Source organism: Pantoea sp. sgz302252, assembly GCF_042610525.1.
Lineage (GTDB): Bacteria > Pseudomonadota > Gammaproteobacteria > Enterobacterales > Enterobacteriaceae > Erwinia.
Map to the genome: position 1 here is coordinate 59,968 of NZ_JBHDVM010000003.1, position 25,353 is coordinate 85,320.

General features: G+C 54.8%; 30 protein-coding genes. 15 read left to right on the forward strand and 15 right to left on the reverse strand.

What is annotated here, in order from left to right:
• Positions 1–36: 36 nt before the first annotated feature.
• The 11 genes from npr to ACETPC_RS06565 form a co-directional block, all read right to left on the reverse strand.
• Positions 37–309, reverse strand: coding sequence for a PTS phosphocarrier protein NPr (gene npr, locus ACETPC_RS06515; protein ID WP_380179810.1), 273 nt, complete (start codon positions 307–309; stop codon positions 37–39).
• The gene (gene rapZ / locus ACETPC_RS06520; protein ID WP_125287083.1) at positions 306–1,160 is read right to left on the reverse strand and encodes an RNase adapter RapZ; all 855 of its coding nucleotides are present in this window, start codon (positions 1,158–1,160) and stop codon (positions 306–308) included. Before rapZ ends, npr begins: the two co-directional genes overlap by 4 nt.
• 88 nt (positions 1,161–1,248) lie before the next feature.
• Complete coding sequence (gene ptsN, locus ACETPC_RS06525; protein ID WP_380180393.1) at positions 1,249–1,731, reverse strand: PTS IIA-like nitrogen regulatory protein PtsN; 483 nt, start codon at positions 1,729–1,731, stop codon at positions 1,249–1,251.
• 193 nt (positions 1,732–1,924) lie between these two features.
• Complete coding sequence (hpf, locus tag ACETPC_RS06530) at positions 1,925–2,212, reverse strand: ribosome hibernation promoting factor (protein ID WP_336141435.1); 288 nt, start codon at positions 2,210–2,212, stop codon at positions 1,925–1,927.
• Between the two features lie 22 nt (positions 2,213–2,234).
• Entirely contained in the window at positions 2,235–3,668 is a 1,434-nt protein-coding gene (gene rpoN, locus ACETPC_RS06535; RefSeq protein WP_380179813.1) for an RNA polymerase factor sigma-54, read from the reverse strand.
• A 48-nt stretch (positions 3,669–3,716) separates the two neighbouring features.
• Positions 3,717–4,442, reverse strand: a complete 726-nt coding sequence (lptB, locus tag ACETPC_RS06540; protein ID WP_380179815.1) for an LPS export ABC transporter ATP-binding protein — start codon at positions 4,440–4,442, stop codon at positions 3,717–3,719.
• 3 nt (positions 4,443–4,445) lie between these two features.
• Positions 4,446–4,988, reverse strand: coding sequence for a lipopolysaccharide ABC transporter substrate-binding protein LptA (gene lptA / locus ACETPC_RS06545; RefSeq protein ID WP_380179817.1), 543 nt, complete (start codon positions 4,986–4,988; stop codon positions 4,446–4,448).
• Positions 4,960–5,532, reverse strand: a complete 573-nt coding sequence (lptC, locus tag ACETPC_RS06550; protein WP_380179819.1) for an LPS export ABC transporter periplasmic protein LptC — start codon at positions 5,530–5,532, stop codon at positions 4,960–4,962. The genes lptA and lptC overlap by 29 nt, the downstream gene beginning before the upstream one ends.
• Positions 5,529–6,095 carry a 3-deoxy-manno-octulosonate-8-phosphatase KdsC gene (gene kdsC / locus ACETPC_RS06555; protein WP_380179821.1) on the reverse strand — a complete coding sequence of 189 codons (567 nt, stop codon included), beginning with the start codon at positions 6,093–6,095 and terminating at the stop codon, positions 5,529–5,531. Before kdsC ends, lptC begins: the two co-directional genes overlap by 4 nt.
• Before the next feature lie 13 nt (positions 6,096–6,108).
• A complete protein-coding gene (gene kdsD, locus ACETPC_RS06560) occupies positions 6,109–7,095 on the reverse strand; it encodes an arabinose-5-phosphate isomerase KdsD (RefSeq protein WP_380179823.1) in 987 nt (328 codons plus the stop codon).
• A 14-nt stretch (positions 7,096–7,109) separates the two neighbouring features.
• On the reverse strand, positions 7,110–8,090 hold the full coding sequence (locus ACETPC_RS06565; protein ID WP_380179825.1) for a calcium/sodium antiporter: 981 nt from the start codon (positions 8,088–8,090) through the stop codon (positions 7,110–7,112).
• A gap of 230 nt (positions 8,091–8,320) precedes the next feature.
• Between ACETPC_RS06565 and mlaF the strand changes: the two genes are divergently transcribed.
• From mlaF to murA, 7 genes are all read left to right on the forward strand, one after another.
• Positions 8,321–9,133 (forward strand): phospholipid ABC transporter ATP-binding protein MlaF, encoded by an 813-nt coding sequence (gene mlaF / locus ACETPC_RS06570; protein ID WP_380179827.1) that lies wholly within the window; start codon positions 8,321–8,323, stop codon positions 9,131–9,133.
• A 4-nt stretch (positions 9,134–9,137) separates the two neighbouring features.
• On the forward strand, positions 9,138–9,920 hold the full coding sequence (gene mlaE, locus ACETPC_RS06575) for a lipid asymmetry maintenance ABC transporter permease subunit MlaE (RefSeq protein WP_380179829.1): 783 nt from the start codon (positions 9,138–9,140) through the stop codon (positions 9,918–9,920).
• 4 nt (positions 9,921–9,924) lie between these two features.
• Positions 9,925–10,464: an outer membrane lipid asymmetry maintenance protein MlaD gene (gene mlaD / locus ACETPC_RS06580; RefSeq protein ID WP_380179831.1), complete on the forward strand. Its 540-nt coding sequence runs from the start codon at positions 9,925–9,927 to the stop codon at positions 10,462–10,464.
• An 11-nt stretch (positions 10,465–10,475) separates the two neighbouring features.
• On the forward strand, positions 10,476–11,111 hold the full coding sequence (mlaC, locus tag ACETPC_RS06585) for a phospholipid-binding protein MlaC (protein WP_380179833.1): 636 nt from the start codon (positions 10,476–10,478) through the stop codon (positions 11,109–11,111).
• Complete coding sequence (gene mlaB, locus ACETPC_RS06590) at positions 11,111–11,404, forward strand: lipid asymmetry maintenance protein MlaB (protein WP_380179835.1); 294 nt, start codon at positions 11,111–11,113, stop codon at positions 11,402–11,404. The genes mlaC and mlaB overlap by 1 nt, the downstream gene beginning before the upstream one ends.
• Positions 11,405–11,529: 125 nt before the next feature.
• Positions 11,530–11,784: a BolA family iron metabolism protein IbaG gene (gene ibaG / locus ACETPC_RS06595; protein ID WP_380179837.1), complete on the forward strand. Its 255-nt coding sequence runs from the start codon at positions 11,530–11,532 to the stop codon at positions 11,782–11,784.
• Positions 11,785–11,854: 70 nt separating this feature from the next.
• Positions 11,855–13,117, forward strand: coding sequence for a UDP-N-acetylglucosamine 1-carboxyvinyltransferase (gene murA / locus ACETPC_RS06600; protein ID WP_380179839.1), 1,263 nt, complete (start codon positions 11,855–11,857; stop codon positions 13,115–13,117).
• Positions 13,118–13,343: 226 nt separating this feature from the next.
• Here murA and ACETPC_RS06605 read toward each other — a convergent pair whose 3' ends face one another.
• On the reverse strand, positions 13,344–13,604 hold the full coding sequence (locus ACETPC_RS06605; RefSeq protein ID WP_380179841.1) for a helix-turn-helix domain-containing protein: 261 nt from the start codon (positions 13,602–13,604) through the stop codon (positions 13,344–13,346).
• A 386-nt stretch (positions 13,605–13,990) separates the two neighbouring features.
• Positions 13,991–14,962, reverse strand: a complete 972-nt coding sequence (gene ispB / locus ACETPC_RS06610; protein WP_380179843.1) for an octaprenyl diphosphate synthase — start codon at positions 14,960–14,962, stop codon at positions 13,991–13,993.
• A 247-nt stretch (positions 14,963–15,209) separates the two neighbouring features.
• On the opposite strand from ispB, the gene rplU reads away from it, so the two are divergent.
• The 6 genes from rplU to ACETPC_RS06640 all read left to right on the forward strand — a co-directional run bounded on the left by rplU (position 15,210) and on the right by ACETPC_RS06640 (position 21,902).
• Complete coding sequence (gene rplU / locus ACETPC_RS06615; protein ID WP_125287102.1) at positions 15,210–15,521, forward strand: 50S ribosomal protein L21; 312 nt, start codon at positions 15,210–15,212, stop codon at positions 15,519–15,521.
• Between the two features lie 15 nt (positions 15,522–15,536).
• Complete coding sequence (rpmA, locus tag ACETPC_RS06620; protein ID WP_013204035.1) at positions 15,537–15,794, forward strand: 50S ribosomal protein L27; 258 nt, start codon at positions 15,537–15,539, stop codon at positions 15,792–15,794.
• 266 nt (positions 15,795–16,060) lie between these two features.
• Positions 16,061–17,239, forward strand: coding sequence for an Obg family GTPase CgtA (gene cgtA / locus ACETPC_RS06625; RefSeq protein WP_380179846.1), 1,179 nt, complete (start codon positions 16,061–16,063; stop codon positions 17,237–17,239).
• Positions 17,240–17,386: 147 nt separating this feature from the next.
• Positions 17,387–18,355 (forward strand): Fe2+-enterobactin ABC transporter substrate-binding protein, encoded by a 969-nt coding sequence (gene fepB, locus ACETPC_RS06630; protein ID WP_380179848.1) that lies wholly within the window; start codon positions 17,387–17,389, stop codon positions 18,353–18,355.
• A 260-nt stretch (positions 18,356–18,615) separates the two neighbouring features.
• Complete coding sequence (locus ACETPC_RS06635) at positions 18,616–20,889, forward strand: TonB-dependent siderophore receptor (protein WP_380179850.1); 2,274 nt, start codon at positions 18,616–18,618, stop codon at positions 20,887–20,889.
• A gap of 479 nt (positions 20,890–21,368) precedes the next feature.
• Positions 21,369–21,902 carry a DUF5625 family protein gene (locus tag ACETPC_RS06640; RefSeq protein WP_380179852.1) on the forward strand — a complete coding sequence of 178 codons (534 nt, stop codon included), beginning with the start codon at positions 21,369–21,371 and terminating at the stop codon, positions 21,900–21,902.
• 79 nt (positions 21,903–21,981) lie between these two features.
• Here ACETPC_RS06640 and dacB read toward each other — a convergent pair whose 3' ends face one another.
• Positions 21,982–23,415 carry a serine-type D-Ala-D-Ala carboxypeptidase gene (dacB, locus tag ACETPC_RS06645; RefSeq protein WP_380180394.1) on the reverse strand — a complete coding sequence of 478 codons (1,434 nt, stop codon included), beginning with the start codon at positions 23,413–23,415 and terminating at the stop codon, positions 21,982–21,984.
• A 247-nt stretch (positions 23,416–23,662) separates the two neighbouring features.
• Between dacB and greA the strand changes: the two genes are divergently transcribed.
• Positions 23,663–24,139: a transcription elongation factor GreA gene (gene greA / locus ACETPC_RS06650; protein ID WP_380179854.1), complete on the forward strand. Its 477-nt coding sequence runs from the start codon at positions 23,663–23,665 to the stop codon at positions 24,137–24,139.
• A 120-nt stretch (positions 24,140–24,259) separates the two neighbouring features.
• Here greA and yhbY read toward each other — a convergent pair whose 3' ends face one another.
• Complete coding sequence (yhbY, locus tag ACETPC_RS06655; RefSeq protein ID WP_125287107.1) at positions 24,260–24,553, reverse strand: ribosome assembly RNA-binding protein YhbY; 294 nt, start codon at positions 24,551–24,553, stop codon at positions 24,260–24,262.
• A gap of 127 nt (positions 24,554–24,680) precedes the next feature.
• Here yhbY and rlmE point away from each other — a divergent pair, with 127 nt between their 5' ends.
• On the forward strand, positions 24,681–25,310 hold the full coding sequence (rlmE, locus tag ACETPC_RS06660) for a 23S rRNA (uridine(2552)-2'-O)-methyltransferase RlmE (protein ID WP_380179856.1): 630 nt from the start codon (positions 24,681–24,683) through the stop codon (positions 25,308–25,310).
• Positions 25,311–25,353: the final 43 nt, after the last annotated feature.

The window sequence follows — 25,353 nt, forward strand, 5'->3', positions numbered from 1 at the left end:
GAGACGCCCAAACGCTTCCTGAGGCCGTAGAGAGAGTCAGTCTTCGTCAAAACCGGCATTAAACAGCTCGATTACCGCTGCCAGCGCCTGTGCTTCTTCCGGCCCGCTGGCTTCGATTTCAATCTGTCCGCCTTTCGCCGAATCCAGCATCAGCAGCGCAATCACGCTGCTGGCCTCCGCTTCCGTTCCGCTCTCGTTGCGCAGCAGGACTTCGGCATCAAAGCTTTGTACCAGCTCAAACAGCTTCATTGCGGGCCTGGCGTGCATGCCCAGCTTATTCTTAATCTCAACCACTTGTTTTACGGTCATGATTTACGCTTTTCCAGAGTGCGGTGGCGCGACTGAACGTTTTTGCCTCGCGAGCGGAAGTAGTCCGCCAGCTGCTCGGCGATATAAACCGAACGGTGTTTGCCACCGGTGCAGCCGATGGCGACGGTAAGATAGCTGCGGTTATTGGTTTCCAGCATCGGCAGCCAAAGTTCAAGATAGCTGCGCGTCTGATAGATAAAATTATGGACTTCGGTATGGCGATCCAGAAAGGCGGCCACCGGACGATCCAGCCCCGTCATCGGGCGCAGCTTGGGATCCCAGTGTGGGTTTGGCAAAAAGCGAACGTCAAAAACGTAGTCGGCATCGATAGGGATGCCGTGCTTGAAGCCAAAAGACTCGAACACCATTGTCAGCTCGCGTTCCCGCTTGCCCAGCAGGCGCGTACGCAGCATTTCCGCCAGCTCGTGCACCGACATTTCTGAAGTATCGACGATCAGATCCGCCCGCGAGCGCAGCGGCTCCAGCAGATCGCTCTCTTCGTCGATCGCGCTCTCCAGCGAAAGATTTTTGCTGGAAAGGGGATGCAGACGCCGGGTATCGCTGTAGCGGCGGATCAGGGTATTGCGATCGGCGTCGAGAAACAGCAGCTGGGGAGAGAAGCTGTCGGGCAGCCCGGTCAACGCTTTCTCAAAAATTTCCGGCGACTCCGGCATATTACGCACGTCAATGCTGACCGCGGCCGAAATATTGCGATCCGCCAGCGACCTGGCCAGCTCTGGCAGCAGCACTACGGGCAGATTGTCCACGCAGTAGAAGCCCATATCCTCCAGCGCCCTTAACGCGACGGACTTGCCGGAACCAGAGCGCCCGCTGACGATCATCAGCACCATGACTTATTCTCCTGATTGAGAGCCTTTTCAAAGGGACGGGAAAATCCCTGTCAGAATACGCGGGGCTGGCGCGCCAGCCCGGTAAGGCTTAAGAGGTGGCTTCCGGTGTCTCCGCCATAATCTCAAAAAGCTCTTCGTCACTTTGCGCCGCGCGCAGCCGCCGACAGACCGTTTTATCGGCCAGGCGTTTCGCTACCAGCGACAGCGTATGCAGATGCGTTTTACACTGATCGGCAGGCACCAGCAGGGCGAACAGCAAATCTACCGGCTGATTGTCGATGGCGTCAAAGGCTACCGGCTGATCGAGACGGATAAACACGCCTACCGCGCGCAGCGTATCTTCCACCAGCTTGCCGTGCGGGATGGCGATGCCGTTACCTATACCGGTGCTGCCCATACGCTCGCGTGTCAGGATCGCCTCGAAGATCGTCTGATGCGGCAGATTAAGCTGTTTAGCCGCCAGCTCGCTGATAATTTCCAGCGCCCGTTTTTTGCTTTGGCAGTGGACGCCGTTGCGGGTGCAGGAAAGGCTCAATACCGAGCTCAGTTCCAGTGTAAGGTCATTGTTCATCATAGGTTCACTTAGGTATTCACTTCCGCCTGGCAAAACGGCGCTGCCTGGCAGCTTGGCTGTCGGCAGGCCATCGGTCGAATGCACTATGCCCGTTGATTCACGGCCCGGCCTCCGCAACCAGAGGACGAGCCGGGACAGTTTACGCCATCAGGTAAGGGTGGCGGAAAAAGAATCACGTTCTGCAGGGCAGTTAATGCTGCTTCAGCTTGTCTTTATGTTTATTCAGCTGACGAGTCAGCTTGTCGATCAGGCCATCTATCGCCGCGTACATATCTTTCTCTTCCGAGGTGGCGTGCAACTCACCACCGCTCACGTGCAGCGTCGCATCGGCTATTTGCGTCACTTTCTCTACCTTCAGCACGATATAAACCTGGCTGATTCGGTCAAAGTACTGCTCCAGCTTAGCGAATTTCGCCGTAACGAATTCACGTAAAGGTTCGGTAATTTCAACATTCTGCCCGGTAATATTGAGTTGCATAAGCTCTTCCTTATCTGTTCGTTCAGACCAGCTGTTTGCGCTGGTTTGAGGGCGGGATGGATAAAGACTCTCGATACTTCGCGACGGTACGGCGCGCCACCATAATCCCCTGATCGGAGAGCAGGGTGGTCAGCTTGCTGTCGCTAAGAGGCTTGGCGGGATTCTCCGCCGAGATTAATTTCTTCACCAGCGCGCGTATCGCCGTAGAGGAGGCTTCGCCACCGCCTTCGGTATTCACATGGCTGGAGAAGAAATATTTCAGTTCAAAAATACCGCGTGGGCTGTGCAGGTATTTTTGCGTGGTAACACGCGAAATGGTTGACTCGTGCATCTCCACGGCGGCGGCGATATCCGCCAGCACCATGGGGCGCATAAACTCTTCGCCCTGTTCGAAAAACGCCTGCTGCTGATCGACGATACAGCGCGTCACCTTCAGCAGCGTGTCGTTGCGGCTCTCCAGGCTTTTGATCAGCCAGCGCGCCTCCTGCAGATTGCTGCGGATAAACTGGCTGTCGCTGTCGCTGCGGGCCGAACCGCCCAGCGAAGCATAGTGCTGATTGATCTTTAATCGCGGCACGCTGTCGGCATTAAGCTCGACCATCCAGCGGGCGCCGATTTTACGCACCAGTACATCCGGGATGACGTATTCCGGTTCGCTCGTGTTGATTGACTGGCCGGGGCGCGGATCGAGCGACTGGATCAGCTGCATGGCATTTTTCAATACTTCTTCTTTCAGCCGCGTAACGCGCATCAGGCTGCGGAAGTCGTGGTTGGCCAGCAGATCCAGATGCTCGCTGACGATCAGCCTGGCCTCTTTCAGCCAGGGCGTATCCTCAACGAACTGCGACAGCTGCACCAGCAGGCAGTCGCGCAGATCCCGGGCGCAGACGCCGATGGGATCGAAGCGTTGCACCCGCTTCAGCACCGCTTCCACCTCTTCGGCGGACAGCTCTTCGTCACCCATGCTCTCCTGGATTTCCTGAAGGGAAACGGTCAGATAGCCGGTGGGATCCACGGCGTCGACAATGGCGGTAGCGATAGCGCGATCGGTATCGGTAAAGGGCGTCAGCTCCACCTGCCACATCAGATAATCCTGCAGCGACTGGGTGGTTTCGCCCTGATAAACCGGCAGCTCGTCGTCGTGATAGTCGGTGCCGGTGCCCGAAGGCGTACCGGCGGTATAGATTTCATCCCAGGTGGCGTCCAGCGGCAGCTCTTCCGGCATATCCTTCTGCTCAAGCGCCTCGCGGGTATCCAGCGCCTCTTTTTCCTGATATTCGCGGCTGTCGACTTCTTCATGAAGATCGGTTTGTTCAAGCAGCGGATTGCTTTCCAGCGCCAGCTGAATTTCCTGCTGGAGTTCAAGCGTAGAGAGTTGCAGCAGACGGATCGCCTGCTGCAGTTGTGGCGTCATGGCAAGCTGTTGGCTAAGCCTGAGCTGCAAACCTTGCTTCATATTCAGGATACTTATTCCTCAAAAATCTTAACCGGTCTGCACACCTTATCAGAGTCTGAACTCTTCACCCAAGTAGACGCGCTTAACTTGTTCATCCTCGAGGATTTGCTCGGGCGAACCGTGGGCGATCAAATGACCCTGGCTGACGATATAAGCACGTTCGCATACGGCCAGAGTTTCGCGGACGTTGTGGTCGGTAATCAGCACGCCCAGGCCGCTGTCGCGCAGGTGTTCGATAATTCTTTTGATATCAATAACCGAAATAGGGTCAACGCCGGCAAAAGGCTCATCCAGCAGGATAAACTTAGGATTAGCCGCCAGCGCGCGGGCGATCTCCACACGACGGCGCTCGCCGCCGGAAAGCGCCTGGCCCATGCTGTCGCGCAGATGGGAGATATGGAACTCCTCCATCAGCTCATTAGCGCGATCGGTACGCTGCTCGGTGGTTAAATCATCACGAATCTGTAGTACCGCCATCAGGTTATCAAACACGCTCAGGCGCCGGAAGATCGAGGCTTCCTGCGGCAGATAACCGATGCCGCGGCGCGCGCGGGCATGCAGCGGCAGAATACTGATATCTTCATCGTCGATCACGATACGGCCTGCATCGCGTGGCACGATGCCGACTACCATGTAAAAAGTGGTGGTCTTGCCCGCGCCGTTCGGGCCAAGCAGACCGACAATCTCGCCGGACTTCACTTCCAGGCTGACATCTTCCACCACGCGGCGGCCTTTGTAGGCCTTGGCCAGGTTTTGCGCAATTAAAGTCGCCATGGCTTAGTTACTCTTCTTGTTTGACTGGGTGCCCTTATCCTGCAGCTGAGAAGGCACCAGCACGGTAGTGACGCGCTTGCCGGTGTTGCCGTAGGCCTGCATTTTCTGCTCTTTCACCAGATAAGTGATGCGGTCGCCTTTGACGTTGCTGTCCAGCTGTTCCAGATAAGCGCTGCCCGTCAGCTCAACGAAATCTTTCGCCAGCTCGTAATGCATTTTCTGCGCGTGGCCCTTCACGGGTTTGCCGTTATCCTGCATCTGGTAAAAGGTCGCCGGATTGCCCCAGGCATCGACAATGGTTTTATTGCTGTCGCCGCCCGGACGAGTCACTACCACTTTGTCTGCGGTGATTTTAATCGAGCCCTGGGTGACGATGACGTTGCCGGTAAAGGTCGCCACGTTGCCCTGCATATCCAGCGCCTGGTTTTCGGAGTCGACGTTAACCGGCTTATCCGAGTCGCCCGTCAGGGCGAAAGCGGGCAGGCTGGCCGCCAGCAGCAGGCCGAGCGTCAAAAACTTAAGGTTGGTTCGCATTCTGAATTTCATAGGAGGTTTTGACCTTTTCAATCAACTCGGCGGTTTTCTTCCGTAAATTGCCACGCATCTTCATGCCGGTAGAGCTGAAGCTGGTGCCGTATAACGTTACCTGATCTTCCGAGGTAACATCCTGCGTGACAAGGTTTACTACGGCGTTATCGGTTTTAATTCTTTGCAGCTGCGCATCCTGCGCCAGGCTGTTGACCTCAACGTGACCGTACAGATAGAGCATACGATCGTTAGTCAGTTTGGCCTTATCCGCCCGTACCGACCAGGTGGGAATTTTGTTTTCGTCATAGGTAGTCATGACCGGGTTATCGAACCAGCTCACCGCCTCGGCAGAGAAATAGGTGACTTTGTCGGACACCAGCTTATAGCTCAGTGCGCCTTCCGGGTTGTAGACCACTGTGCTGGAGGACTGGCTGGTATAGGTCGGCTCCAGGCCGTTGTTGGCAACCGGCGCGGGTTCATCCGTATCGGCCAGGTTCCAGCCAATCAGCACTATGGCTACCAGCGCCAGCAGTAGCGTAATCCAACGCCTTGTTTTACTCATACAGACTGCCCTTTGGCCTTATCAAACTTATCCTGCGCGATGAGAATCAGATCGCAAATCTCGCGAACGGCGCCGCGCCCGCCCGCGATACGGGTGACATAATCCGCCCTGGGAAGCAGTACCGGATGCGCATCGGCTACGGTTACGCTCAGGCCCACTTCCGCCATGACCGGCCAGTCGATCAGATCGTCGCCGATATAGGCAACCTGCTCTGGCGAAACAGACAGTGTATCCAGAAGTTCGCGGAAGGCCAAAAGCTTATCGGACTGGCCCTGGTAAAGATGCGTAATGCCCAGCGTGGCGCAGCGATCTTCCAGCAGCTTCGCTTTGCGGCCGGTGATAATAGCGACTTCCACGCCCGAGGTCAGCAGGCAGCGAATGCCGTAGCCGTCCCGTACGTTAAACGCCTTTAGCTCTTCGCCGCTGTTGCCCTGATAGATGATGCCGTCGGACATCACGCCATCCACATCGCAGATCAACAGCTTAACTTCACGTGCGCGGGCCATAACGGCCTCGCTTACTTCGCCATAACAGGTAGTTACCCAGCTTGCGCCAGCGCTCATTTTTTATTCCTTGTTAAACTACGCCGGCGCGCAGCATGTCATGCATATGCACAACGCCGACCAGGCGTTCGCCGTCGGCGACCATTAAAACGGTAATATTGCGGCTCTGCATCAGATTCAGGGCGTCCACCGCCAGCGTATGGGGCCGCACCCGGATACCGCCTGCGGTCATAACGCTGGCGATGCTGGCATGCTGAATATCGATGCCCATATCGAAGACCCGGCGTAAATCGCCATCGGTAAAAATCCCCTCGATCTTCATTAAATCGTCACAGATTACCGTCATACCTAAATTCTTACGTGTGATCTCCAGCAAAGCGTCACGCAGTGAAGCATCACGGCTCACATGAGGGATCTCATCGCCGCCATGCATAATATCATCAACGGTCAACAGCAGCTTGCGGCCCAGCGCGCCGCCAGGATGGGAAAGGGCGAAATCTTCCGCCGTAAAACCGCGCGCCTTCAGTAGCGCTACTGCCAGCGCATCGCCCATTACCAGCGTCGCCGTGGTGCTGCTGGTTGGCGCCAGGCCCAGCGGACAGGCTTCCTGCGGTACTTTAACACAGAGATGGATATCCGCCGCGCGCCCCATTGCGCTGTCGGGACGGCTGGTCATGCAGATAAGCTGTACGTGCAGGCGTTTCAGCACCGGGATCAGCGCCAGGATCTCAGAAGATTCGCCAGAATTGGAAATAGCGATAACAATATCGCCCGCACTCACCATACCGAGGTCGCCGTGGCTGGCTTCTGCCGGATGCACGAAAAAAGCTGGCGTGCCTGTACTGGCGAAAGTGGCCGCCATTTTCTTACCTATGTGGCCCGACTTGCCCATGCCCATCACCACAACTTTGCCCTGACAGGCGTAAATGCGCTCGCACGCCAGCGCAAAGTCTTCATTGATATACTGATCGAGCTGTTCCAGCCCCTGACGTTCAATCGTCAGAACTTCTTTTCCCGCCTGTTGAAAATCAAAGCCGGGCTGTAGGGTAGCAGGTGCCATAAATTGTAATCCTTTTACCAGAAGGTGGCCGAAGGCAGCCAGTAAAGCAGCGTTACCCAGGCGACAAAACCGCTCAGTAACAGCGCGCCAGCCTTTCTGCCAATACGGCGGCCGCGACGAAGGCAGATCAGCGTAAACAGCGCGCTGACGCCCAGCATAACCCAGTAATCACGGGCGAAAGCCTGAACATCTATCGAATCAGGATGCAGCAGCGCCGGAATGCCCAGCACAATGGCAATATTGTAGATGTTGGAGCCGATCAGATTACCGATAGCGATGTCATCTTCGCCTTTTAGCGCGCCGGCGATTACCGTAGCCAACTCCGGCAAGCTGGTGCCGACGGAAATAATCGTCAGGCCAATCACCAGCTGGCTGACGCCGAAAAAGTTGGCGATAACCGTGGCGTTGTCGATCACCATACGGGTGGACATCGGCAGGATAATCAGCGCCACGCCCAGCCATAAAAAAGCTACAGTGTTACCTGTATCCTCGCGCGGCAGTTCGGCAAGCTGCTCGCGCGTGAGCGAATCAGCATTACCGCGGGCCGCTTTGCGGGCGATAGTAATAATAAACAGCAGGTAAGCCGCCGCAAAGGCCATCAGGATCAGGCCATCGTTGCGGCTAAGCATGTTATCAAAAAGCAGCAGGCCGCAGATTAGCGTAATCAGCAGCATCAGCGGCAGCTCGCGCGCCAGCAGCCTGGAGTGCAGTTTTAAAGGATGAAGCAACGCCGCGCCGCCGAGGATCAGCAGGATATTAGTGATATTGGAGCCGATAGCAGTGCCAACGGCCAGATCCATTTGTCCATGCATTGAGGCAGAAAAAGAAACGATCAGCTCCGGCAGCGAAGTGCCGATACCTACCACTGTCATGCCTATAATCAGCGGCGGCACGCCGACAGAACGGCAAAGGATCGCTGCGCTGAACACCAGACGATCGGCGCCATATACCAGCAGGACCAGGCCGATAATCAATAGTGCGGTAGCTACAAGCATGAATTGTCCTTTGATCGGGTATAATCGTCGGCTTGCCTTGCACGACGCGTAAAATGGGCCACAGGCCTGGATAATGCGCTGATTTTGACGGTCTGAAAGCAAAAAGTAAAACTTATGCCAGCTTTCGCCACGTCTGACGGGTAAGTTTCTGTAAAAGTGTCCAGTCTCGCTGGTTATAAGTTACCATCGGTAGAGGATGAAATGCCTGGAAAAGAGGATAAGAGGTCACAATGAGCCAGACGGAGACGAATTTGGTGGATGTCCGGGGCGTCAGCTTCGCCCGTGGCGATCGCCCGGTTTTCGATAACATCTCGCTTACGGTGCCAAAAGGGAAAGTCACAGCCATTATGGGCCCTTCAGGCATCGGTAAAACCACGCTGCTGCGTTTGATCGGCGGCCAGCTACGCCCCGACGCTGGCGAAATTTGGTTTAACGGGGAAAATATTCCCGAACTGTCGCGCTCGCGTCTTTACGAAGCGCGTAAAAAAATGAGCATGCTGTTTCAGTCTGGTGCGCTGTTCACCGACTTAACGGTGTTCGATAACGTTGCCTGGCCGCTACGCGAGCATACTCAGCTACCGCCAGCGCTGCTGCACAGTACGGTAATGATGAAGCTGGAGGCGGTGGGCCTGCGCGGCGCGGCGCAGCTCAAGCCATCTGAACTATCGGGCGGCATGGCGCGGCGCGCGGCGCTGGCCAGAGCGATCGCGCTGGAACCCGATCTGATTATGTTTGATGAGCCTTTTGTGGGGCAGGATCCCATCACTATGGGCGTACTGGTCAAGCTGATCGACGAACTAAACCATTCGCTGGGCATGACCTGTATCGTGGTTTCGCATGACGTGCCGGAAGTGCTGAGCATTGCCGACTACGCCTATATCATTGCCGGCCAGAAAGTTATCGCGCAGGGAACGGCCAGCGCGCTGCACGAAAACGAGGACGCCCGGGTTCGCCAGTTTATTGATGGCATCGCCGACGGCCCGGTTCCTTTTCGTTTTCCCGCAGGCGACTATCTGCAGGATCTAACCGGCTCAGGGAGTTAATCTGATGTTACTACGTGCACTGGCGTCCGTTGGGCGTCAGGGAATCAATATCTGCGCCTCTTTCGGCCGTGCCGGGCTAATGCTGTTTCACGCCCTGATCGGCGTGCCGCGCTTTCGTAAACACGCGCCGCTGGTGATCAAGCAGCTCTACAGCATTGGCGTGCTGTCGCTGCTGATTATCGTTGTCTCCGGCCTGTTTATCGGTATGGTGCTGGGTTTGCAGGGCTATCTGGTGCTCAACACCTACGGTGCCGACAGCAGCCTCGGCATGCTGGTAGCGCTGTCGCTGCTGCGCGAGCTGGGGCCGGTAGTGACGGCGCTGCTGTTCGCTGGCCGGGCAGGGTCAGCGCTGACCGCTGAAATCGGTTTGATGAAAGCCACCGAACAGCTCTCCAGCATGGAGATGATGGCGGTTGACCCGCTGCGCAGAATTATCTCTCCTCGCTTCTGGGCTGGTTTTATCAGCATGCCGCTGCTGGCGCTGATTTTCGTTGCGGTAGGGATCCTGGGCGGGGCGATTGTAGGCGTTAGCTGGAAGGGCATCGACAGCGGCTTCTTCTGGTCGGCGATGCAAAACGCCGTGGACATTCGTACCGATATCGTCAACTGCGTGATAAAAAGCGCCGTTTTCGCCTTTACCGTCACCTGGATCGCCTTATTTAACGGCTACGACGCCGTGCCGACTTCGGAAGGGATCAGCCGGGCGACGACGCGTACTGTGGTGCATGCTTCTCTGGCTGTGCTCGGTTTAGATTTTGTGCTGACAGCACTGATGTTTGGGAATTAATTCGATGCAAACGAAAAAAAGCGAAATTTGGGTAGGGGTCTTTTTATTGCTGGCGCTCTGTGCGGCGCTGTTCCTCTGCCTGCGGGTAGCAGATCTGAAATCTTTGGGCAGTGAGCCAACCTGGCGGCTTTACGCCACCTTCGACAATATCGGCGGGCTGAAAAGCGGTTCGCCGGTGAAAATTGGCGGCGTAGTGATTGGGCGCGTGACGGAAATCGGCCTGGATGAGAAAACCTATCTGCCGCGCGTCTCTATGGATATCGAAGATAAATATAACCAGCTGCCGGATACCAGTTCGCTGGCGGTCAGAACCTCCGGCCTGCTGGGTGAGCAGTACCTGGCGCTCAACGTAGGCTTTGACGATCCCGAGATGGGAACGGCTATGCTTAAGGATGGCAGCACTATTCAGGACACCAAGTCGGCGATGGTGCTGGAAGACCTGATAGGTCAGTTCCTGTACAAGAGCGGTAACGACAATGAGAGTAAAAACGCTGCGCCGGAAAACAACGGCGCGTCTGCGCCAGCCGCAGCGACTAACCCTTAAGAGGAGCAGTAATGTTTAAACGTTTCCTGATGGTGGCAATGCTGATTATTGCCCCGATCGCGGCCAATGCCACCGTCGATCAAACTAACCCCTATAAGCTGATGAACGAGGCGGCGGCAAAAACCTTTACCCGTCTTAAAAATGAGCAGCCGAAAATCAAGCAGGATCCTAATTACCTGCGCCAGATCGTACGCGAAGAGCTGCTGCCTTACGTACAGATCAAATACGCAGGCGCGCTGGTATTAGGGCGCTACTACAAAGAGGCAACGCCAGCCCAGCGCGACGCTTATTTCAGCGCCTTTAGCGACTATCTGGCTCAGGCATACGGGCAGGCACTGGCGCTCTATCACGGCCAAACCTACCAGATTGCGCCCGAGCAGCCTTATGTCGATAAAAACATCATCGCTATTCGTGTTTCGATCATCGATCCAAATGGTCGTCCGCCGGTTCGCCTGGATTTCCAGTGGCGTAAAAATAGCCGCACCGGCGACTGGCAGGCTTACGACATGATCGCGGAAGGGGTCAGCATGATCTCTACCAAACAGAACGAATGGGCAGGTATCTTACGCCAGAAAGGCGTCGACGGCCTGACCGACGTGCTGAAGAGCGCGGCCAGCCAGCCTATTACCCTGGATAAGCAGCAGTAATGGAGCAGCTCAACTGGCGGATTGAGGCGAACCAGCTACATCTGGCTGGCGAGCTGGAGCGGGAAACGCTGCTGCCGCTGTGGCAGCAGCGCGAAAAGGTCATGACACAGATTGATACCATTGACGTCTCCGCGCTGGAAAGAGTCGACTCAGCCGGGCTGGCGCTGCTGGTGCATCTGCGGCAGATCGTGCTCCAGCAGGGAAAAAACCCGTCTTTTACGGGCGTTACGGATAAACTGCGCTCCCTGATAGCGCTTTATAACCTGCAGCAGTTTATTACCGCCAGCCGCTGATCGATCGGGCTGCATCCCTGTGAAAAAGCCTCTGCTTCTGCGGAGGCTTTTTTGCCTGTTTAAGATAGCTCCGCTTTCCACTACTATGTGTGCCTGTTTATCCTCAACTGAATTTAGAAGATCTCATGGAAACTAGTGAAATCCAGGCCGTACTGATGGCCGCGCTGCCGCTGCAGGAAGCGATTGTAACCGGCGACGGCAGCCATTTTCAGGTTATCGCCGTCGGCGAAATGTTCGGCGAGCTGAGCCGCGTAAAAAAACAGCAGGCAATTTATGCGCCGCTGGCGGCCTATCTTGCCGACAACCGTATTCATGCGCTGTCCATCAAAACCTATACTCCGGAAGAATGGGCGCGCGACCGTAAGCTGAACGGTTTTTAAGTCGCCGTCTTCGCCGCTGTTGGCGGTGAAGGGGCCGCATTCTATAGCTGATTAATTGAGAGCAGGTTTAATGGATAAATTTCGTGTGCAGGGCCCGACCCGTTTAAGCGGGGAAGTGACCATTTCCGGCGCTAAAAACGCCGCGCTGCCGATTCTTTTCGCTGCTCTGCTGGCGTCCGATCCCGTAGAAATTCAGAATGTCCCGAAACTCAAGGACATCGACACTACCATGAAGCTGCTGAGCCAGCTGGGCGTAAAGGCAGAGCGCAACGGATCGGTGCACCTGGACGCCAGCAACGTCAATATTTACTGCGCGCCTTACGATCTGGTGAAAACCATGCGTGCCTCAATTTGGGCGCTTGGCCCGCTGGTGGCGCGTTTTGGCCAGGGGCAGGTTTCCCTGCCGGGCGGCTGCGCTATCGGCGCTCGTCCGGTCGATCTGCATATTACGGGCCTGGAGCAGCTGGGCGCCGAGATTAAGCTGGAAGAAGGCTATGTTAAAGCTTCCGTAGACGGCCGCCTGAAGGGCGCGCACATTGTGATGGATAAGGTCAGCGTAGGCGCTACCGTAACCATCATGAGCGCCGCCACGCTGGCAACCGGCACCACCACCATCGAGAACGCCGCTCGCGAGCCGGAAATTGTCGATACGGCAAACTTCCTTAACACCCTGGGCGCGAAAATCACCGGCGCAGGCAGCGACCGCATCACTATTGAAGGCGTAGAGCGCCTTGGTGGCGGCGTCTACCGCGTGCTGCCGGATCGTATCGAAACCGGTACTTTCCTGATTGCAGCGGCGATTTCTGGCGGGAAAGTGATCTGCCGCGATACGCAGCCGGACACGCTGGATGCGGTACTGGCCAAGCTGCGCGAAGCGGGTGCCGATATCGAGTTGGGCGATGACTGGATCAGCCTGGATATGCACGGCAAGCGGCCAAAAGCGGTGAACTTCCGCACCGCGCCGCATCCGGGTTTCCCGACCGATATGCAGGCACAGTTCAGCCTGTTGAACCTGGTGGCAGAAGGCACTGGCGTGATCACCGAGACCATTTTTGAAAACCGCTTTATGCACGTGCCGGAGCTAATCCGCATGGGTGCGCACGCGGAAATCGAAAGCAACACGGCGATCTGTCACGGCGTAGAGAAGCTCTCCGGCGCTCAGGTGATGGCGACCGATCTACGTGCTTCCGCAAGCCTGGTGCTGGCTGGCTGTATCGCAGAAGGCACCACCATTGTAGATCGCATCTATCATATCGATCGCGGCTACGAGCATATTGAAGACAAGCTGAAAGCGCTGGGCGCCAATATCGAGCGCGTTAGCGGCAGCGAGTAAAGTGCGAAATAACAGAGGGCGGTAGCGATCTACCGTCTCAGACTGCTGAACCTGAAGCGATGGAGGGCCTGTGGCTGGAGCAAAGCATTACGGGCCATGGACGGCCCGTACTGAGCCACCATGGAAGGTGCTTTTTGCGTCTTTGCGGAAGACACAGGCCCTCCTGAGCCGGCACTGGCCTACTTTGTCATCAATCTCAGGCGGTAGCGATCTACCGCCTTTTCTTTTATGAGCGAATAAGCTTTTTGCGATCGAGTAGGGTGTGAGTGACGGGATCGTAATAGCGGCTGGGCCAAATCTCTGCGGGATGCATCTTCAGGGCGTTAGCAATAATCCACTCTCCCTTCGGCCAGGGACGGAACATAGCGTTAGCCAGCGTAGATGAGCTTAATCCGGCCTCGCGTGAGACCCTGGCCAGCGTAGTGCCTCTCTTTTTCAGACCAGCAATAATATCCGCGTTATGCCAGTCCGTTTTCTTGTTTTGCATCTGCTTTTCCTCCATGTATGCATCGCTTTTTTTTGGAAACCTGCGTGCGAATCCCTGCCGCTTTTATTGCCATGAATCCGCACAAGTAATGATAATTTAAGGCATCATGCATTAAATTTCATAGCGGAGTTTATAGCAATAATCGCTAAGTTATTTCCAATAATTTTTAAGCAAGGTTTTGTTTTTGAGGGCTAATGCGCAAAAGTTACGCAACAGAGTGACGCGTTACATCAGGAAAGAGAATGGGGTGGCATTATGAAGAAAAAAGCGCGGCGAACCGCGCTGCAAATTAATGACAAACTGTTAGCAATGGCAGCCTGAATTTTGTGACCAACCTGAAACACAGCGAAGCGTGTTACAGGCCAGCAAAGGCAGCAGTAAGCCGATTAAAACTCGCGTTGTACCGACATATGGGCCAGTGCTTCCAGCGCGCTGCGCCATGGCGACTCTGGCAGCACGCTCAGGCAGGCTATCGCCTTATCTGCTTCGCGCTCCGCCGACTCGCGAGTCCACGCCAGCGAGCCGCACTGCTGCATAGTCTCCAGTACCGGCTCCAGCAAGTGACGACCATTGCCTTGCTCAATAGCGCCGCGAATCATGGCGGTCTGTTCAGGCGTGCCGTTACGCATAGCGTGCAGTAGCGGCAGCGTGGGTTTGCCTTCGCTCAGGTCGTCGCCAACGTTCTTCCCTAAGGTTTTTCCGTCGGCACTGTAATCGAGAAGATCGTCGATAAGCTGGAAAGCTGTACCGATATAGCGGCCATAATCCTGCAACGCTTTTTCCTGCTCTGGCGTAGCCTCGGCAAGAATTGCGGAAGATTGCGCGGCCGCTTCGAACAAACGGGCGGTTTTACTGTAAATTACCCGCATGTAGCTCTCTTCGGTGATATCAGGATCGTTGCAGTTCATCAGCTGTAACACTTCGCCTTCTGCTATCACGTTAACCGCTTCCGACATCAGCTCCAGCACGCGCAGCGAGCCGATGCTGGTCATCATCTGAAAAGCACGCGTATAGATAAAATCGCCGACCAGCACGCTGGCCGCATTGCCGAAGGCGGCATTGGCGGTAGCTTTGCCGCGGCGCATATCCGATTCATCCACCACATCGTCATGCAATAGCGTGGCGGTGTGAATGAATTCGATCAGCGCAGCGACGGTAATATGATGTTTTCCCGTGTAATTCAGCGCGCGCGCAGCCAGAACGGCGATCGTCGGGCGGATGCGTTTGCCGCCACCGCTGATGATGTAGTAACCCAGCTGATTGATGAGGGAAACCTCAGAATTCAACTGCTCGAGTATGGTTGCATTGACGTCCGCCATGTCCTGCGCGGTGAGTTCGTTTATCTGTTCTAAGTTCATCAGTCTGTTCAGCTATGGCCCACTATGCGGCTATGATAAGCGTCTTTACCCGTGCCTGCGGCAAGTAATGTATAACAGATTGTACTTGAAAATGGCGGCTGTGAAACATTTGCCTGTGCTTTGCGTTTTTTTTCTGCAATACCCGCTTCCAGGCACTTGTCATCGCTTGCGAAGTTGCGTAGAATTCGCGCCCTATTGTGAATATTTATAGCGCGGCCTGAAGGCCATGCGCGAGAGCGGAGTTTATATGTACGCGGTTTTCCAAAGTGGTGGTAAACAACACCGAGTGAGCGAAGGTCAGACCGTTCGCCTGGAAAAGCTGGACATCGCAACCGGCGAAACTATTGAGTTCGACCAGGTTCTGATGATTGCCAACGGCGAAGAAGTCACCATCGGCGCGCCATTAGTTTCAGGCGGCGTGATCAAAGCAGAAATCATTGCTCACGGTCGTGGCGACAAAATCAAGATCGTTAAGTTTCGTCGTCGTAAACACTATCGTAAGCAGCAGGGTCACCGTCAGTGGTTCACTGATGTGAAGATCACTGGCATCAGCGCCTAAGAGGAGATCTGACAAATGGCACATAAAAAGGCTGGCGGTTCCACTCGAAATGGCCGCGATTCCAACGCAAAACGCCTGGGCGTTAAGCGTTTCGGTGGCGAAAGCGTTCTGGCAGGCAGCATCATCGTTCGTCAGCGTGGCACCAAATTCCACGCGGGCACCAACGTAGGCTGCGGCCGTGACCACACCCTGTTTGCAACTGCAAACGGCAAGGTCCAGTTCGAAGTAAAAGGCCCGAACAACCGTAAGTACATCAGCATCGTTGCTGAGTAAGGTTTTCGTGCCTGAAGGCGGTACCTGAGACCGCTTTCAGCAGCGAATCACAAAGCCCCGCTATGATTGCGGGGCTTTTTACATTCTGCGCCCGTGCGACGCGGGTTGCCAGTTAGTCCCATTGCTGTACACTTTATATTCAGCTGCATGATGTCTTAAGCGGCTCCACCCGGAAACGACGCGCGGTCTGCGGCACCGGGCCAGGGCCAGCGAGCCACGACGGATCATCCTGCCAGCAGCGGGCAAATGATTTACGGAGAAGTAACATGAAGTTTGTTGATGAAGCGACGATCCTCGTTGCTGCGGGTGATGGCGGCAACGGCTGCGTCAGCTTCCGTCGTGAAAAATATATTCCTAAAGGCGGTCCGGACGGCGGTGACGGCGGTGACGGCGGCGACGTTTATATGCAGGCCGACGAAAACCTGAATACCCTGATCGACTACCGCTTTGAGAAATCTTTCCGTGCCGAGCGTGGGCAGAACGGCCAGAGCCGCGACTGCACCGGCAAACGCGGTAAAGACATCATTATTAAAGTACCGGTCGGCACCCGCATTATCGATCAGGGCACCGGCGAAACGCTGGGCGATATGATGAAGCACGGCCAGCTGCAGATGGTCGCTAAAGGCGGCTGGCACGGCCTGGGCAATACCCGCTTTAAATCTTCCGTTAACCGTACGCCGCGCCAGAAAACCATGGGCACGCCGGGCGAGAAGCGCGATTTGCAGCTGGAGCTGATGCTGCTGGCGGATGTCGGCATGCTGGGCCTGCCGAATGCCGGGAAATCTACCTTTATTCGCGCCGTATCCGCAGCCAAACCTAAAGTGGCCGACTATCCGTTTACCACTCTGGTGCCTAGCCTGGGCGTGGTGCGTATGGACAGCGAGCAGAGCTTTGTGGTGGCCGATATCCCTGGCCTGATCGAAGGTGCCTCCGACGGCGCTGGCCTGGGCATCCGCTTCCTTAAGCACCTTGAGCGCTGCCGCGTGCTGTTGCACACCATTGATCTGGCGCCGATCGACGAATCCGATCCGGTAGAAAACGCCCGCATCATTCTGGGCGAGCTGGAAAAATACAGCGAGAAGCTCTTTAACAAGCCGCGCTGGCTGGTATTCAACAAAGTCGATCTGCTGGATCAGGAAGAGGCGGAATCCCGTGCGAAGGCAATTGCCGAAGCGCTGGGCTGGGAGGATAAATATTATCTGATCTCTGCCGCCAACCGCGTCGGCGTTACGCCGCTGTGCTGGGATGTTATGTCCTTCCTCAACGCCAACCCGAAAGAGGCGGAAGCGGAAGAGAAACAGCCAGAGAAAGTAGAGTTTATGTGGGACGACTACCATCGCCAGCAGCTGGAAGAAGCGGATGCGGCGGTGGAAGAAGATGACGACTGGGACGAAGACTGGGATGACGAGGACGACGAAGGCGTCGAAATCATCTACCAGCGTTAATCTTTGAAGGGCGCCGCAAGGCGTCCTTTGTTTTTTAAGCGCCCCGCAATTAGGGCTTCCCGCCAGTAAAGATAATCATTATCATCTGCTCTATCCGAATTTTTGCGAAGCCCGGCGCTTCGCCCTCGCTGAAAGAGCTGATCAGGCATGCGTACTTCCGTTCTGCGTCTAATTCCTCTGCTACTTGTTGCGTTATCACTACTGTCGGTTAATCCGGCTCGCGCTGAAGAAGGCTGGCCGCGCCGTATAGCCAGCGTGAAGGGCGAGGTTGTGCTCAAACAGCAGCCCAAACGTATTATCTCCACCAGCGTTACGCTGACCGGCTCGTTGCTGGCGATAGAAGCGCCGGTTATCGCCAGCGGCGCGACCATGCCGGGTTACCGCATTGCCGATGGCCAGGGCTTCTTTAGCCAGTGGGGCAAGGTGGCTGCGGCCAGAGGTGTAAAAAGACTCTACAGCGGCGAGCCAAACCTTGAGCTAATCGCAGCAGAAAAACCCGACCTGATTATTGTCAGCGCGACAGGAAACGACTCCGCGCTACCTTTCTACGATCGCCTCGCTTCACTGGCACCAACGCTGGTAGTCAACTACGACGATAAAAGCTGGCAGGAAGTTGAACGCGTGCTGGCGAAGGCGACGGGCAAAGAGGCCACAGCGGAAAAATCGATCCAAAGCTATGCGCAGCGCGAAAAAGAAGTCAAAGCGAAAATCAAGCTGCCGCCACAGCCTGTCTCTGCGCTGGTCTACAACCCTAACAACCATCTGGTTAACCTCTGGACGCCCGAATCCGCCCAGGGAAAATTGCTGGCGTCGCTCGGCTTCACCCTGGCGGAACCGCCAGCCACGATCATGCAGGCCAGCCATCGTTTGAAGCGCCGTGATATCATTCCGGTTAGCGGAGAAAATCTGGTTACCGGCCTCACGGGCAACACTGCGCTAATCTTTGCCGGCGGTGAGAAAGTGAAAAAAGCGCTAATGGCCGAGCCGCTGCTGGTAACGGCTCCGGCAGTAAAAAACAAGCAGGTTTATGCGCTGGGCGAGGACAGCTTCCGCCTTGACTACTACAGTGCCAATAACGTGCTGACGCGCCTGGAACAGCTCTTTGCTGGAAAATAATCTATTCGTGCCTCTGCGTCCGCAGAGGCACTCTGCCACCTGCCACGCTTAACTTCTGGCTAAGATCGTCACCTTAATAAGAACACGACGAATAATCGAATTGATAATTGTTTACATTTGAAATACTGTATTGCCGCCTGGTATGGGATGCCTGTGCATGCCGCTAAGGCTGGCGGGGCGGACACAACGTATTTCCGCCTTCTATTCATCTATTTCCCCCTGAGGAAAGTAGCGGGGCGGACTGGCAGGGAATAAAAGCGTTGAACAAATTATCAAAACTCTCACTCGCAATCCTGATTGAATTGGGCATGGTAGCCGGGGCGGCGGCTGCTGATACCGCGCAGCATGAGACGGCTACAGACGCGTCCAGCACCACGGCCGCCGCTGCCTCCGGCGATCGCGTCGATACCGACGGCGGCACGCTGATGGTGACGGCGGAACAGCAAAATTTGCAGGCGCCGGGCGTTTCTACTATTACCTCTGACGAAATCAAAAAACGTCCTCCTTCACGCGACCTTTCTGAAATTATCCGCACCATGCCGGGCGTCAACCTGACAGGCAACTCCACCAGCGGCCAACGTGGCAACAACCGCCAGATCGATATTCGCGGCATGGGCCCGGAAAATACGTTGATCCTTATCGACGGTATGCCGGTTGCCAGCCGTAACTCGGTGCGTCTGGGCTGGCGCGGCGAACGCGATACGCGCGGCGATACCAACTGGGTACCGCCGGAAATGGTTGACCATATCGAAGTGATCCGTGGCCCGGCTGCGGCGCGCTATGGCAACGGCGCGGCTGGCGGCGTAGTGAATATCATCACCAAACAAACCGGCAACGAGTGGCACGGCTCCTGGAACACCTATTTGAATATGCCGGAGCATAAATCTGAAGGCTCCACTAAACGCTCTAACTTCTCTCTGAGCGGCCCGATGGGCGATGATGTGAGCTTCTCGCTATGGGGTAACCTCAGCAAAACCCAGGCGGACGCGCAGTACATTAACGAAGGCCATCAGTCGCTGCGAACCGGCTCCTATGCCGATACTGTTCCGGCAGGGCGCGAAGGCGTGGTCAACAAAGATATTCACGGCAAGCTGCGCTGGGAATTTGCGCCAAACCAAAACCTGGAGTTCAGCGCGGGCTATAGCCGTCAGGGCAACCTCTATGCGGGCGACACGCAGAACACCAACACCAGCACGCTGGTAAAAAGCAAGTACGGCGACGAAACCAACCGCCTCTACCGTCAGGATTATGCGGTGACCTGGACCGGCGTCTGGGACAACGGCGTCAGTACCCGCAGCTATGCCCAGTATGAAAACACGCGCAACTCGCGCATGAATGAAGGCCTGGCGGGCGGTACGGAAGGTATTTTCTCCGACAGCGGTTTCTCGACTATCGAGCTCAATGACGTGCTGCTGCACAGCGAAGTCAGCGTGCCCTTTGATTTCCTGGTTAACCAGACCGCGACTATCGGCACCGAATGGAACCAGCAGCGCATGAAGGATGGCGCATCCAATACCCAGGCGCTCTCCGGTGGCGCTATCGACGGTATCAGCAGCACCAACCGCAGCCCTTACTCTTCGGCGGAAATCTTCTCGCTGTTCGCGGAAGACAATATGGAGCTGACCGACAGCACCATGCTGGTACCCGGCCTGCGTTTCGACCATCACAGCATCGTTGGTAATAACTGGAGCCCGTCGCTGAACCTGTCGCAGGCGCTGGCCGACGACTTTACGCTGAAGCTAGGCATCGCCAGAGCTTATAAAGCTCCAAGCCTTTACCAGACTAACCCGAACTACGTGCTTTACAGCCGCGGCCAGGGCTGTGCGGACAGCGCGGGTGCCTGCTATTTGATGGGTAACGAAGATCTCAAAGCCGAAACCAGCATCAATAAAGAAGTAGGGCTGGAATACAAACATGAAGGTTATCAGGCAGGCCTGACCTGGTTCCGCAATGACTATCGCAACAAAATCGAATCAGGCTACGAGCCGAGCGGCGCGACCGGCAGTACCGATATCTATAAATGGGAAAACGTGCCGAAAGCAGTGGTAGAAGGGCTGGAGGGCACGGTGAACTTCCCGGTAACGGAAGCTATCACCTGGAACAATAACCTGACCTATATGCTGCAAAGCAAAAACAAAACCACGGGCGACCGCCTGTCGGTAATCCCGGAGTATACGCTGAACTCGACGCTGGCATGGCAGGCTACGCAGGATCTGTCGCTGCAAACGACCTTTACCTGGTATGGCCGCCAGACGCCGAAGAAGTACAACTACAAGGGCGAAGCCGTTAGCGGCAGCGAGAAGTCTACAGTCAGCCCGTACTCAATCCTCGGTCTGAGCGGTACTTACGATATCAACAAGTATGCCAGCGTGACGCTGGGCGTGGATAACCTGTTTGACAAGCGGCATTTCCGCGAGGGCAATGCGCAAACTACGGGTAACTCTGCAACCGGTGCCTATATGTATGGCGCAGGCGCTAATACCTACAACGAATCAGGCCGGACTTATTACATGAGCCTGAATACGCACTTCTGAGTCTTTCTGACAAAGCGGCCCTTTCGGGGCCGCTTCTTCACGGCGCTCTCATACCTTTTGCCGGCTTAAGTCATTAACGTCTCCTGGCCGGCGCTATAAAGAAGTGAAAATAATGACGCAACAGAAATAAAACAAAAAAAGAAAGAATGCTTTTTTTTACAAAAGTTGATCCGGCAAAGGAGAAGGCACGGAAATAAAAACTATCAATATTGATACGGAGAGAAGAAATTCCATAAATATAATTTTTTATTTAAGTGTGAACTTATCCTGCTTTACGAATGTTAAATAGTTAGCCTTGCTCTGATATATTTTGTTGACTTTAAATTCCCTGCTATTATTCTTACGTGGCGGTAAATAAGGCTTTCTGTCTAAGTCAGTAAATAAATAAGATTTAAAGCTGGCCAATTTATTCAGGATTACACACGGCAACCCATTCTGAACCGGCCAGTAAATAAGGTGATTTTGCGTGGGGTAATGAAATGAAAAGGGTGTTTATGCCCGGAATATTTCAGGGCTGGCGCAGCATATTTATATTTTTATGCTGCGTCGGGCTAACGGCATGCAACGATCCGATCAATATGTACCAGCCTGTGGACGTCGCTTCTGCGGGCTGGTCATCACGCCTGGATTTTGAGATAACGAGCGCAGGACGCTATCAGCTGGCTTTGCTGCTAACTGAGGGCTATACCTGGCATAACCATGATGCTGTAGAAAAGCGTATGGAGGAATTATATGAATATTATAAGGGAAAAGAAGAAACTATCCCGCTTATAGTCTGTTTGCTTAAAGACGGGCAACTCATAGCAAAAAAAAGAGTGGGCGTCGGCAAAGAGCATGATAGCTGGCGTATTGTCTATAACGAAAGAGCAGTAAATATTTATTCCCGTGACGGTAAGCCCGTAGCGCTGAAAGCGGGGCATTATTCTGCCATCATTATCACCCTCAGGGAGGCACCAGAGTTTAACGGTTTAAAAACTTTTGTCAGCTTAAAGAAAATACGGGAAATTGGATAAGAGATGATCCATCTTACTTGCACGGTGCAACGGTGAAAATTGCCATGACATTTTGCCATGGCAATTTCATATAATTTTTTTAATAATTCTGATAAATATCTTTATACAGGCGGCTCTCAAAACGCACCAGCGGGATGCGGCGCTGATTGTAGTTCTGCGGCGGCACCGCATAGCCGGAAAGATACTGCACAAAAGCCACCCGCTTGCCGCTGGCGGTAGTGATAAAGCCCGCCAGGTTATAAACGCCCTGTAGCGATCCCGTCTTCGCCGATACTTTTCCGTCTACGCCCGCTTCGTGCAGGCCGCCACGATAGCGCAGCGTGCCGTCATAGCCGGCCAGCGGCAGCATAGAGATATAGTTCAGCTGCTCATCGTTCTGCGCAATATATTGCAGCACCTGCATCATGGTATCGGGCGCGATCAAATCGTGCCGCGACAGGCCGGAGCCATCTACCTGAATGCTGTTGCCCAAATCGATATTGGCTTTCTGCCGCAAAATCTGCCTGACCGCATCAGAGCCTGCACGCCAGGTGCCAGGCACGCCAAAGCGCTCATGACCGATAGTGCGGAAAACTGTATCCGCGATCATATTGTCCGACTTCTTCAGCATGATCTTCAGCAGATCGTGCAGCGGCGCCGACTGCTTTTCTGCCAGTACCGTGGCCGGAGGCGTAGCCAGCGTCTGGCGCACCAGATGCCCGGAATAGTCGATACCAGCCTGCTGAAGCTCTCCTTTCAGAATGGCACCGGCGTAGCTCGCGCCGTCCTGAATAGCGAAAGCTAAAGGCAAAGGCTCGGCGCGCTGGGTCATACAGCCGGTCAGCGTAAAGCGGTTCAGCTCGCCCGGCACCACATCCAGTTCGCAATATTGCGCTTCTGAAGAGCCGCGCGCCAGCGTGCGCACCTGGCTGAACATATTGACCGGGTAGAAAGAAGCTACGCGAATAAAAGCTTTCTCGCCCGGCGTCTGAGCGCTATAGAGCGAAACGGAAAAGCAGTTGCGATCCACGATGGCGGCAGCGGGTGGCGCGCTGAAGCACTGCGTCATATCGTTCCACGGCCAGCCGGGCGCTTTATCATGGCTGGCAAACACCGAGGTATCGATGACCAGATTGCCCTGAATATGTTCCACACCCTGTTTTTTTAGCGCGGCGACCATATTGCGCAGATCCTGACGTGTCAGGGTAGGATCGCCGCCAAAACGCGCCACTAAGTCGCCTTTCAGCGTGCCGCCGCTAACGGAGCCTTTGCTTTCCAGCTGCGTATGAAAACGGTAATCCGGCCCAAGCTGAAGCAGCGCGGCCAGTGCGGTAATCACCTTCATGGTGCTGGCTGGCAGCGCCATCTGCTTGCTGTGGTAATCAATAGAGGGCGTCTCTGCGCCGACTTTTTGCACAATCAGCGCCAGATTCGCGCCGTCGGGCAGATACTGCGTGTAGTCTTCGACCGTGGCCGCGTGGGCATTCAGCATAAATGCGCAGGCTAAGCCGGTAACAATTCGTGAAAATCGCATAATCTCGCGTTTACTGGCAGGTGATGTTGCCATACTACGGTGCATCATGGTGGAAAGTAAACGATGACCCATAAGGAACTCTGCGGTAAAATACGTATCAAAATGCAAAACCGCCAGGCCCTGGGTTTCCCCCGGGCCAGGTTTCTTTCGTTTGTAAATCAGTGGCAAGCGCCGCAGAACGCTTTTTCTGCACTAGCCTGTCAGGATGACGACAATTTTGCACAGGATCAGTTGACGAGGTATTGAGATGAACCAGATTCCGATGACGCTAAGGGGCGCCGAGAGACTGCGCGAAGAGCTTGAAGAACTGAAAACCGTAAAACGCCCCAGGATTATCGCTTCGATAGCGGAAGCGCGCGAGCACGGCGACCTGAAGGAAAACGCAGAGTACCACGCTGCCCGTGAAGAACAGGGCTTCTGCGAAGGCCGTATTCAGGAAATTGAAGCCAAGCTTTCCAACGCGCAGGTGATCGACGTCACTAAAATGAACGCCAATGGTCGCGTGATCTTCGGCGCTACCGTTACCGTATTGAATCTGGATACGGATGAAGAGTCGACCTACCGCATCGTGGGCGATGACGAAGCGGATTTTAAGCAAAATCTGATTTCTGTTAACTCGCCAATGGCGCGTGGACTTATCGGCAAAGAAGTGGACGATGTCGCCATTATTAAAACGCCGGGCGGCGATGTTGAGTATGAAATTCTGAAAATAGAGTATATCTGATTTACTCTAAAGCCTTTTTTTAGGCAAAGTGTTTTACACTGCAAGTGTAAAGAAAAGAAAAAGGCCGCCGTGCGGCCTTTTCCTGACATAGCGAGCGTGTCACTTTCTTCTGCGGCTAGTTTAGCGAGGAAGAGCGATCTTACGCTCCTTCGTTGGACGGTACAGCACCAGCGTCTTGCCGATAACCTGCACATTTGCGGCTTTGGTTTCGCGCACGATGGCCTCAACAACCAGGGTCTTCGTCTCACGGTCTTCCGTGGCGATTTTTACCTTGATGAGCTCATGGTGCTCCAGTGCCTGTTCGATTTCGGCCAGCACCCCTTCGGTCAGACCGTTGTTGCCTAACATCACGACAGGCTTCAGCGGATGGGCCAGTCCTTTCAGGTGCTGTTTTTGTTTGGTACTCAGATTCATCGTATTTTTTACTTACATTGGGATTGAAAACGGGTCATTCTACCGCCATCTCGGGTATATCACCAAATCGGCATGCTGATTTGCGCGGTTTATTTATCGCATACGGTGAATCATAGTTGGAAAATGTATGACTGGTAAAAAGCGTTCGGCCAGTTCCAGCCGCTGGCTACAGGAACACTTTAGCGATAAATATGTGCTGCAGGCACAGAAAAAAGGGCTGCGCTCGCGCGCCTGGTTTAAACTTGATGAAATACAGCAGAGCGACAAGCTGTTTAAGCCGGGAATGACGGTAGTCGATCTCGGCGCGGCACCGGGCGGCTGGTCTCAGTACGTGGTAACGCAAATCGGCTCGAAAGGCCGCGTCATTGCCTGTGATATCCTGCCGATGGATCCTATCGTCGGCGTCGATTTCCTTCAGGGCGATTTTCGTGATGAACTGGTGCTGAAGGCGCTGATGGAACGCGTCGGCGAGGCTAAAGTACAGGTAGTGATGTCCGATATGGCGCCTAACATGACGGGTACGCCCGCAGTGGATATCCCAAGATCGATGTATCTGGTTGAACTCGCGCTGGATATGTGTCGGGATGTACTGGCGCCAGGCGGCAGTTTTTTGGTGAAAGTGTTTCAGGGAGATGGCTTTGAAGATTACCTCCGGGAAATTCGCTCCCTGTTTACGAAAGTGAAAATTCGTAAGCCGGACGCTTCACGTTCTCGTTCGCGTGAAGTGTACATTGTAGCGACAGGGCGCAAACTATAGTACCCTACGCTGTCTGTTAACACAGTTGTAATAAGAGGTTAAT